The sequence below is a fragment of the Microbacterium sp. K41 genome (assembly GCF_004794395.1).
GTDB lineage: Bacteria > Actinomycetota > Actinomycetes > Actinomycetales > Microbacteriaceae > Microbacterium > Microbacterium sufflavum.
In genome coordinates this window covers 1-7,969 of record NZ_SSDO01000388.1, presented here as the reverse complement: position 1 = coordinate 7,969, position 7,969 = coordinate 1, and the positions used below count along the sequence as shown (strand labels likewise).

The window sequence follows — 7,969 nt, the reverse complement described above, 5'->3', positions numbered from 1 at the left end:
GCACGGCTGCCCCGGCGCGGCCGACCGGGATCGTGGTCGAGGTGGACGAGCGCGACGTGCCGGTGAGCCGGGCCGCGCTGAGCCCGGGAGGGGCGGTGTTCCAGGCGTGGGTCGATGCGTGCACAGCCGGACTCGACCCGGCCCTGGTCACCTCGGCCGACGCGGCAGACCCCGCGGCGCTGGAGGCTCGGGGCATCCGGGAGCTGATCCGCCCCGACCTCGCGGGCGACGCGGTCGGCCGCTACGGCTCGGTCAACACCGTCGTCGACGCCTGACACCATCCGTCGGCGCGCGTCAGGACGCGGGCGGCGCCGTGCTCTCGCGCGCCGTGAGGGTGGGCGTGGGACCGGCGACGCTGGGCAGGGTCGCGCCCGCCTCGATCTGCTGCAGCAGGAGGGTGGCCGCCTGCTCGCCGAGCTCGAACGTGTCGCGCGTCATGGCGGTGATGGACGGGTTGATGAGCCCGGCGATCACCGAGTCGTCGAAGGAGGCGAGGGAGACGTCGCGCGGCACGGTGCGCCCCATCTCCTGGGCGACGCGGAGTCCGGCGACCGCCATCACGTCGTTGTCGTAGACGATCGCGGTCGGGCGCTGCTTGCCGGAGAGCAGAGTGCGCGTGACCGCCGAGGCGCGTGCGGGGGAGAAGTCGGTCGCGATGACCTCGCCCGCGATGCCGTCCGCCGCGAGGCGCTCCAGCACCTCGGCGCGCAGGCGCGTGTGCTCGAGCTCGGCGGGTCCGGCGACGTAGGCGATGCGGGTGTGCCCGAGGGCCGCGAGGTAGGAGAACAGCGTCTCGGCCACCTCCTCGTCGCCGATCCACACGCTCGGCACGTCGCCCTCCGCGGACGGCTCGGACCCGATCATCACGGCGCGGGCGTCCAGCGACGCGATGTTCGCCGCGCGCGGGTCGTCGTCGCGCGGATCGATGTAGATGATGCCGTCGACCTGATTCGACGACCGCCACTGGCGGTGCACCTCCATCTCCTCGTCGATGTCGGCGACCAGGCGCAGCTGCAGGCTGACCTTGCTCTCCGACAGCCGCGACTCGATGCCGGCGATCAGATCGGTGAAGAAGGCCTCGGAGCCCAGCGAGCGGGCGGGGCGGGCGAGTGCGAAGCCGACCGCGTTGGCACGGGCACCGACCAGGGCGCGTGCCGCGGAACTGGGCTGCCAGTGGTGCTCCTCGATGATCGCGAGGATGCGCTGCCTGGTCTCCTCGCTCACGCCGGGGCGACCGTTCAGGGCGAAGGAAACGGCACCGGGGGAGACGCCGGCCAGTCGCGCGATGTCCGCGATCGTGACGCGTTTCCCCGAGGCCATAGGCATCACCCTACTTGATCGGTTTAGCCTCGCGGGAGCGTCGTGGGTGTGCCGTAGACTCGAATCGCTAGATCGTTTTAGTAAATCGGATAGCATCAGAACGCCCCCTCACCGTCGAGCCCGGAGAACAGCCATGCATGACGACACCTCGCTCACCGTCGGCCGCGTCAAGCGCGTGCTGGAAGAGCGCATCCGTCCCGCGATCCACTCGGCCTCCGTGCCGCTGACCGTCGAGCTGCACGAACTGCCCGGGGAGCCGATCCCGCCGGCCGAGGGGCTGGCGCTCGACTACGCGCCGGGCGCGGTCGGGTCGCTGTGGGGCCCGGCCTGGGGCACCACGTGGTTCAAGCTCACGGGGCGCGTGCCGGCCGACTGGAAGGGGCGCCGTGTCGAGGCGCTGATCGACCTCGGCTTCGACGTGAACATGACCGGCTTCCAGTGCGAGGCCCTCGCGTACCGCCCCGACGGCACGCCGATCAAGAGCATCAACCCGCGCAACCAGTGGGTGCCGATCGCCGAGAACGCCCACGGCGACGAGCCCGTCGAGCTGTACCTCGAGGGAGCGTCGAACCCGGTGCTGCTCGACTACCACCCCTTCCTTCCGACGCAGGAGGGCGACATCCTCACCTCGTCGAAGGAGCCGCTGTACCGCCTGCGCCGCATGGACCTCGCGGTGTTCGAGCCCGAGGTGTTCGACCTGTCCCTCGACATCGAGGTGCTGTTCGAGCTGCAGGCCGAGCTGCCGGCGACCTCGCCGCGGCGCATGCGCATCCTCCAGGCGCTCGACGACGCCCTCGACGTGCTCGACCTCCAGCGCATCGTCGAGACGGCCGCCGACGCCCGCGCCCGACTCGCCGACGTGCTCGCGGCCCCGGCCGAGGCGAGCGCGCACCGCATCTCGGCGGTCGGCCACGCGCACATCGACTCCGCATGGCTGTGGCCCGTGCGCGAGACCATCCGCAAGGTCGCCCGCACCACCTCGTCCATGACCACGCTCATCGAGGAGCAGCCCGAGTTCCAGTACGGCATGTCCAGCGCGCAGCAGTACGCCTGGATCAAGGAGCACCGCCCCGAGGTGTGGGAGCGGGTCAGAGCCGCGGTCGCCGCGGGGCGCTTCCTGCCCCTGGGCGGCATGTGGGTCGAGTCCGACACCGTCATGCCCACCGGCGAGTCGCTCGTGCGGCAGTTCTCGCACGGCCAGCGCTTCTTCGAGCGCGAGTTCGGCATCCGGTCGAAGGGCGTGTGGCTGCCCGACAGCTTCGGTTACTCGCCCGCGCTGCCGCAGCTCATGCGCCGCGCCGGGTTCGAGTGGTTCTTCACGCAGAAGATCTCGTGGAACCAGCAGAACGTCTTCCCGCACCACTCGTTCCTGTGGGAGGGCATCGATGGCTCGCAGGTGTTCACGCACTTCCCGTCGATGGACACCTACAACTCGCAGCTCAGCGGCATGGAGGTCGCCAAGGCCGCGCGGCAGTTCAAGGAGAACCGTGTCACGTCGCGATCGATCGCTCCGGTCGGCTGGGGTGACGGCGGTGGCGGCACGACCCGGGAGATGACGGGCAAGGCCGCGCGCCTGCGCGACCTCGAGGGCAGCGCGCAGGTCGTCTGGGAGCACCCGGACGACTTCTTCGACGCCGCGAAGGCCGAGCTGCCGCACCCCGCCGTGTGGGTGGGTGAGCTGTACCTCGAGCTGCACCGCGGCACCCTCACCAGCCAGCACGCCACGAAGGCGCTGCACCGCTGGGCTGAGCACGCGCTCGTCGAGGCGGAGCTGTGGGCCGCGACCGACGCCGTGCGCACGGGGGCCGCGTACCCGCAGGCGGAGCTCGACCGGCTCTGGCAGGCCGTGCTGCTGCACGAGTTCCACGACATCCTCCCCGGCACCTCGATCGCCTGGGTGCACCGCGAGGCCGTCGCCGTGCTCTCCGACGTGCTGTCGGAGGCGCGCGACATCGCGCAGCGCGCACGCCGGTCGCTCGCGGGCGACGGGGACCGCGCACTGCGGTTCGAGCCGACCTCGGTCGCGGGAGGACGGGCGCTGGGCGCGGCGTTCGTCGGGGAGCCGACCGCGAGCCCGGTGACGCTCACCGACGCGGACGGCGGCTGGCGCCTGGAGAACGAGCTCGTGTCGGTCGTGGTGTCGGCGGAGGGCCTCATCGTGTCGGCGGTCGACAGGGCGTCCGGCCGCGAGACGGTCGCGCCGGGCAGGGCCGCGAACCTGTTCCAGCTGCACCAGGACTTCCCCAACATGTGGGACGCGTGGGACATCGACCGCTACTACCGCAACAGCGTCGAGGACCTCACCGCGGTGTCGTCGATCGAGGCCTCGGTGGTGCACGGCGTCGCGACCATCGTGGTCGAGCGGCGGTTCTCGGAGTCGACGATCACGCAGACGATCCTCCTCGCGCCCGACTCGCGCACGGTAGTGCTGCGCTGTGACATCGACTGGCACGAGACCGAGAAGCTGCTCAAGCTCGCGTTCCCGCTCGACATCCAGGCGTCGCACACCGAGGCAGAGACCCAGTTCGGCTACCAGGCCCGCGTCACCCACACGAACACGAGCTGGGAGGCCGCGAAGTTCGAGACCTCGATGCACCGCTTCGTGCTGGTGCGCGAGCAGGACTTCGGCGCCGCGCTCGTCAACGACTCGATCTACGGCTACGACACCTCGCGCGAGGTCGGTGACGACGGGGTGACCACGACCGTGCGGCTCTCGCTGCTGCGCGCGCCGCGGTTCCCCGACCCCGACACCGACCACGGGCACCACGCCATCGAGGTCGGCTTCGTGATCGGCGCGGACGCCGCGATCGCCACGGCCGAGGGAATCCGGTTCAACGCGCTGCCCACCGTCGTGCGCGGTGCCCGCGAGGTCGAGCCCCTGGTGAGCGTGTCCGGCGAGGGCATCGTGGTGTCGGCGGTCAAGCTCGCCGACGACGGCTCGGGCGACGTGATCGTGCGCGTGTACGAAGCTCTCGGGCGCCGGACCACGGGCGAGCTGGCGGTCGGCTTCGAGCATCGCGAGGTGCGCGAGGTGAGCCTGATCGAGGACGACCTCGACGACGCGCGGACGGGTGGAGCGCTGCACCTGCGTCCGTTCGAGGTGCGCACCCTCCGCATCGCGCGCTGACCTCCGCGCGGGCCCGGGCGTTGTGCGCGGGCGGGGCGTGCGGGAGCATGACGGGATGGCGACGATCGACGACGTGCGGCGGATCGCGCTCGCGCTGCCCGGGGTCACCGAGGCCGTCAACGGTCACACGGGTCTGCCCGGGTGGCGCGTGACGCAGGGGCAGTTCGCGGGGCTGCGCGGCCCGACCGGCGCCGATCTGCGCCAGCTGGCCGAGCTCGGTCGGCAGTGGCCCGACGGCGAGGTGCTGTCGGTGCGCGTGGCGGATCAGGGCGAGAAGGAGGCGCTGCTGGCCGCGGAGCCGGAGGCGCTGTTCTCGATCCCGCACTTCGACGGCTACCCGGCGCTGCTCGTACGCCTGGACGTGGTGGACGCGGAGCGGCTGGCGGAGCTCGTCACCGACGCCTGGCTCGTGCGTGTTCCGGCCCCCGTCGCGAAGGACTGGCTCGCTGCGCACGGCCTCGCGTGAGTCCTTCCCGCACCCGGCGGTGGACGTCGAGGGTGTCAGGCCGGAGGCAGCCGCAGCACGTCGGGCGACTCGCCGCCGGTGAGGTCGTCGGCGATGCGGATGCTCCGGGCGAGGTCGTCGAGCGCGGTGCCGAGCGTGCCGAAGCGCTCCCGGTCGGCGCACACCGCCGTCAGCGTGATCAGGTGCGTGCCGGTGTCCCACGTGTACGTCGTGAACGGGGGCGTCGCGGGCGAGGGCGGCATCGCGACCACCAGCTTCTCGCCGGCCCCGAGCCGCGTCGGGAACGAGGTGGTGTCGTCGTACTCCATGGGCATCGACGCTCGGGCGATGCGCACATCGGGCGTCAGCACCTGGGCGGTCGCCATCGCCACCACCAGCTCGGGCTCGGCCTTCCACGTCCACACCAGCACACGGCCGTCGGCCTTCTTCATGAGCATCGGGGCGGCCTGGCTCATGGCCCACGCGCCGAAGCGCGATCCAGGGCGCTCGGTCGCCCCCACCGCCGCGTTCACCTGTCCCAGCAGCATGCGGATCGCGGCCTTCCGGTGCCGGCGCCCCTTCCAACCGAGGGAGTCGGTGACGGGGATCCACAGCTGGGGGTCGGCGTCGGCAGTCAGTCGCATGCGCCAACGCTAACGGCTCCGGCTGGGCGGATGCCGGTATGCCTCGGCGGCCCGGGCAGGGCCCTCGGGTAGAGTTGCGTGCGCCCGACCAGGGCTTTCCCTTGGCCGCCCCATCGTAAGGCAGCATGTCTGTGACCCCCTCCGACGATCCGACCGAGGCGTCCCCCGACGCCGCCGAAGCCCCCCGCCCGCTGAAGATCCTGATCGGCTGCGACACCTTCGCGCCCGACATCAACGGTGCCGCCCGCTTCGCCGAGCGTCTCGCGGCCGGCCTCGTCCAGCGCGGACACGACGTGCACGTGGTCGCCCCCAACCAGGCGTACCGCCGCTCGGCGCCTCACACCGAGGTGATCGAGGGCGAGCCGATGACGCTGCACCGGCTGCCGTCCGTGCGCTGGGCCCCGCACGACTGGCTGCGTTTCGTGTGGCCGTGGCGCTCCAAGCACTACGCGCGGAAGGTGCTCGACCGCGTGCAGCCCGACGTCGTGCACATCCAGTCGCACATCGTGATCGGACGCGGCCTCGCGCGCATCGCGAAGCAGCGCGGCATCCCGGTCATCGCGACCAACCATGTGATGGCCGAGAACATCCTCGATCACACGACCATGCCGAAGTTCATCGACGACCTGGTGCTGAAGTTCGCCTGGGCCGACGCGAAGCGCACGTTCGACCTCACCCGCGCCATCACGACCCCGACCCGCCGCGCCGCCGACTTCCTCGAGAAGACGGTCGAGGTACGCAACGTCATCCCGGTGAGCTGCGGCATCGACCGCTCGCAGTACACGCCGGTGATCGCGCCGCGCGAGGAGAACCGCCTGGTGTTCGTCGGGCGCCTCACGGCCGAGAAGCAGGTCGAGGTCATCCTCAAGGCGATGACGAAGCTCGACCCCGCGTTGAACACGACGTTCGACATCGTCGGCGGCGGAGATCAGCGCAAGCAGCTCGAGAGCCTCACCGCGCAGCTCGGTCTCGCCGACCGGGTCACGTTCCACGGCCGCACGACCGACGAGGAGCTGCGCGCCCTGCTGTCGCGCGCGAGCCTGTTCGTGATCGCGTCGATCGCCGAGCTGCAGTCGATCGCGACCATGGAGGCCATGGCGTCGGCGCTGCCGATCGTCGCCGCGGACGCGGTGGCCCTGCCGCACCTGGTGCACGACGGCGAGAACGGCCACCTGTTCGAGCCGGGCAACGTCGACGAGCTCGCCGCGCGACTGACCGATGTCCTCACCGCCTCGCCGGGCGAGTACGAGCGGATGCAGCACGCCTCGCTCGACGGCGTCGCGATCCACGACATCAACCGCACGCTCGACACCTTCGAGGCGCTGTACCGCGACGAGCCGCTGCCGGAGTAACCGCATGCACATCGTCTTCTTCGGCGATCAGCACCTGGACTCCCTCGGTGGCGCGCAGGTGTCGATGCGGCTGCAGCGGACCTTTCTGGAGAGGGCGGGGCGCACCGTGACGGTGGTCGCGCCCCGCATGCACGCGCACCGCGTTCCCGAGGGCGACGTGCCGGCCGGTGCCTACGTCGACCTCCCGTCCGTCCCGATCACACTCGACCGCGAGTACGCGATGAGCTGGCCGGGCCGCGCCACCGACCGCGCCCTCGACCGCGCCATGACGCAGCGCCCTCCCGTCGACCTCGTGCACGTGCAGGCCGACTTCTGGGGGGCGTTCATCGGACACCGCTACGCCCAGCGGCACGGGCTCCCCGTGGTGCACACCATGCACAACCGCGTCGATGTGGGCCTCGCGGCGGTCACCCCGCTGCATCGTCCCGTGCTCGCGGTGCTCAACGCGTGGCGCCGCCGTGCCCTGCGGGGCATCGGGATCCGCGTGGGGGGCAGTGACGGCTGGTCGTACCTGCGCGGGCTCGCGGCCGGGGCCTCGGCGGTCACCGCGCCCTCCGGTCACTTCGCCCGGCGTCTGGAGCAGAACGGCGTGTTCCCGCACGTCGACGTGATCTGGAACGGCATCGACGACGACGTGCGGGCGAGCACCCTCGCCGCGGCGCCCGCCGAGCGCCGCCCGGGGCGTCCGCGCTTCGTGTGGCTCGGACGGATGAGCCCGGAGAAGCGCCTGCTGCCGTTCCTGGAGGCGTTCGTGGCCTCGGGCGTCGACGCCGACCTGGAGGTCATCGGGGGCGGCGCGCAGCGCGCGGCCGCGGAACGGATCGTCGCCGGTCGCGACGGCGTGACCTTCGCGGGGCGCCTCACCTACGCGCAGACGCTCGCGCGCATCGCCGACGCCGACGCGCTCGTCCAGACCTCCATCGGCTTCGAGACGCAGGGCATGACCCCGTTCGAGGCCGCGACGCTCGGCACGCCCTCGGTGGTGTGCGACCCCGACATCGCGGCCGAGCTCGAGGGCGGGCTGTGGGCCGTACCGGAGGCGGACCCCACCGCGTCGGAGCGCGAGCGCGAGGCGCAGCGG

Annotated in this window: 6 protein-coding genes and 1 pseudogene; 5 read left to right on the top strand and 2 right to left on the bottom strand. The window is 71.8% G+C overall.

Annotated elements, in window-relative coordinates; all coding sequences use genetic code 11:
* A pseudogene (locus DW309_RS12175) lies at window positions 1-275 on the top strand (glycosyl hydrolase); the annotation flags it as partial.
* 19 nt (window positions 276-294) lie between these two features.
* On the opposite strand, the gene DW309_RS12170 reads toward DW309_RS12175, so the two are convergent.
* On the bottom strand, window positions 295-1,320 hold the full coding sequence (locus tag DW309_RS12170; protein WP_136035143.1) for a LacI family DNA-binding transcriptional regulator: 1,026 nt from the start codon (window positions 1,318-1,320) through the stop codon (window positions 295-297).
* A 133-nt stretch (window positions 1,321-1,453) separates the two neighbouring features.
* Between DW309_RS12170 and DW309_RS12165 the strand changes: the two genes are divergently transcribed.
* Complete coding sequence (locus tag DW309_RS12165) at window positions 1,454-4,447, top strand: alpha-mannosidase (protein WP_136045522.1); 2,994 nt, start codon at window positions 1,454-1,456, stop codon at window positions 4,445-4,447.
* 55 nt (window positions 4,448-4,502) lie between these two features.
* A complete protein-coding gene (locus DW309_RS12160; RefSeq protein WP_136045521.1) occupies window positions 4,503-4,913 on the top strand; it encodes an MmcQ/YjbR family DNA-binding protein in 411 nt (136 codons plus the stop codon).
* Window positions 4,914-4,948: 35 nt separating this feature from the next.
* On the opposite strand, the gene DW309_RS12155 is transcribed toward DW309_RS12160, so the two are convergent.
* Window positions 4,949-5,536, bottom strand: coding sequence for a hypothetical protein (locus DW309_RS12155; protein WP_136045520.1), 588 nt, complete (start codon window positions 5,534-5,536; stop codon window positions 4,949-4,951).
* A gap of 125 nt (window positions 5,537-5,661) precedes the next feature.
* Here DW309_RS12155 and DW309_RS12150 point away from each other — a divergent pair, with 125 nt between their 5' ends.
* Together DW309_RS12150 and DW309_RS12145 are read left to right on the top strand one after the other, a co-directional pair.
* Entirely contained in the window at window positions 5,662-6,888 is a 1,227-nt protein-coding gene (locus DW309_RS12150; RefSeq protein WP_136045519.1) for a glycosyltransferase, read from the top strand.
* Window positions 6,889-6,892: 4 nt separating this feature from the next.
* The coding region (locus tag DW309_RS12145) for a glycosyltransferase (protein ID WP_136045518.1) at window positions 6,893-7,969 on the top strand (1,077 nt) is incomplete at its 3' end.

Coding starts and splice junctions, on each gene's coding strand:
- DW309_RS12150 (WP_136045519.1), top strand. CDS start 5,662: ATGTCTGTGACCCCCTCCGACGATCCGACCGAGGCGTCCCCCGACGCC.
- DW309_RS12165 (WP_136045522.1), top strand. CDS start 1,454: ATGCATGACGACACCTCGCTCACCGTCGGCCGCGTCAAGCGCGTGCTG.
- DW309_RS12155 (WP_136045520.1), bottom strand. CDS start 5,536: ATGCGACTGACTGCCGACGCCGACCCCCAGCTGTGGATCCCCGTCACC.
- DW309_RS12170 (WP_136035143.1), bottom strand. CDS start 1,320: ATGGCCTCGGGGAAACGCGTCACGATCGCGGACATCGCGCGACTGGCC.
- DW309_RS12160 (WP_136045521.1), top strand. CDS start 4,503: ATGGCGACGATCGACGACGTGCGGCGGATCGCGCTCGCGCTGCCCGGG.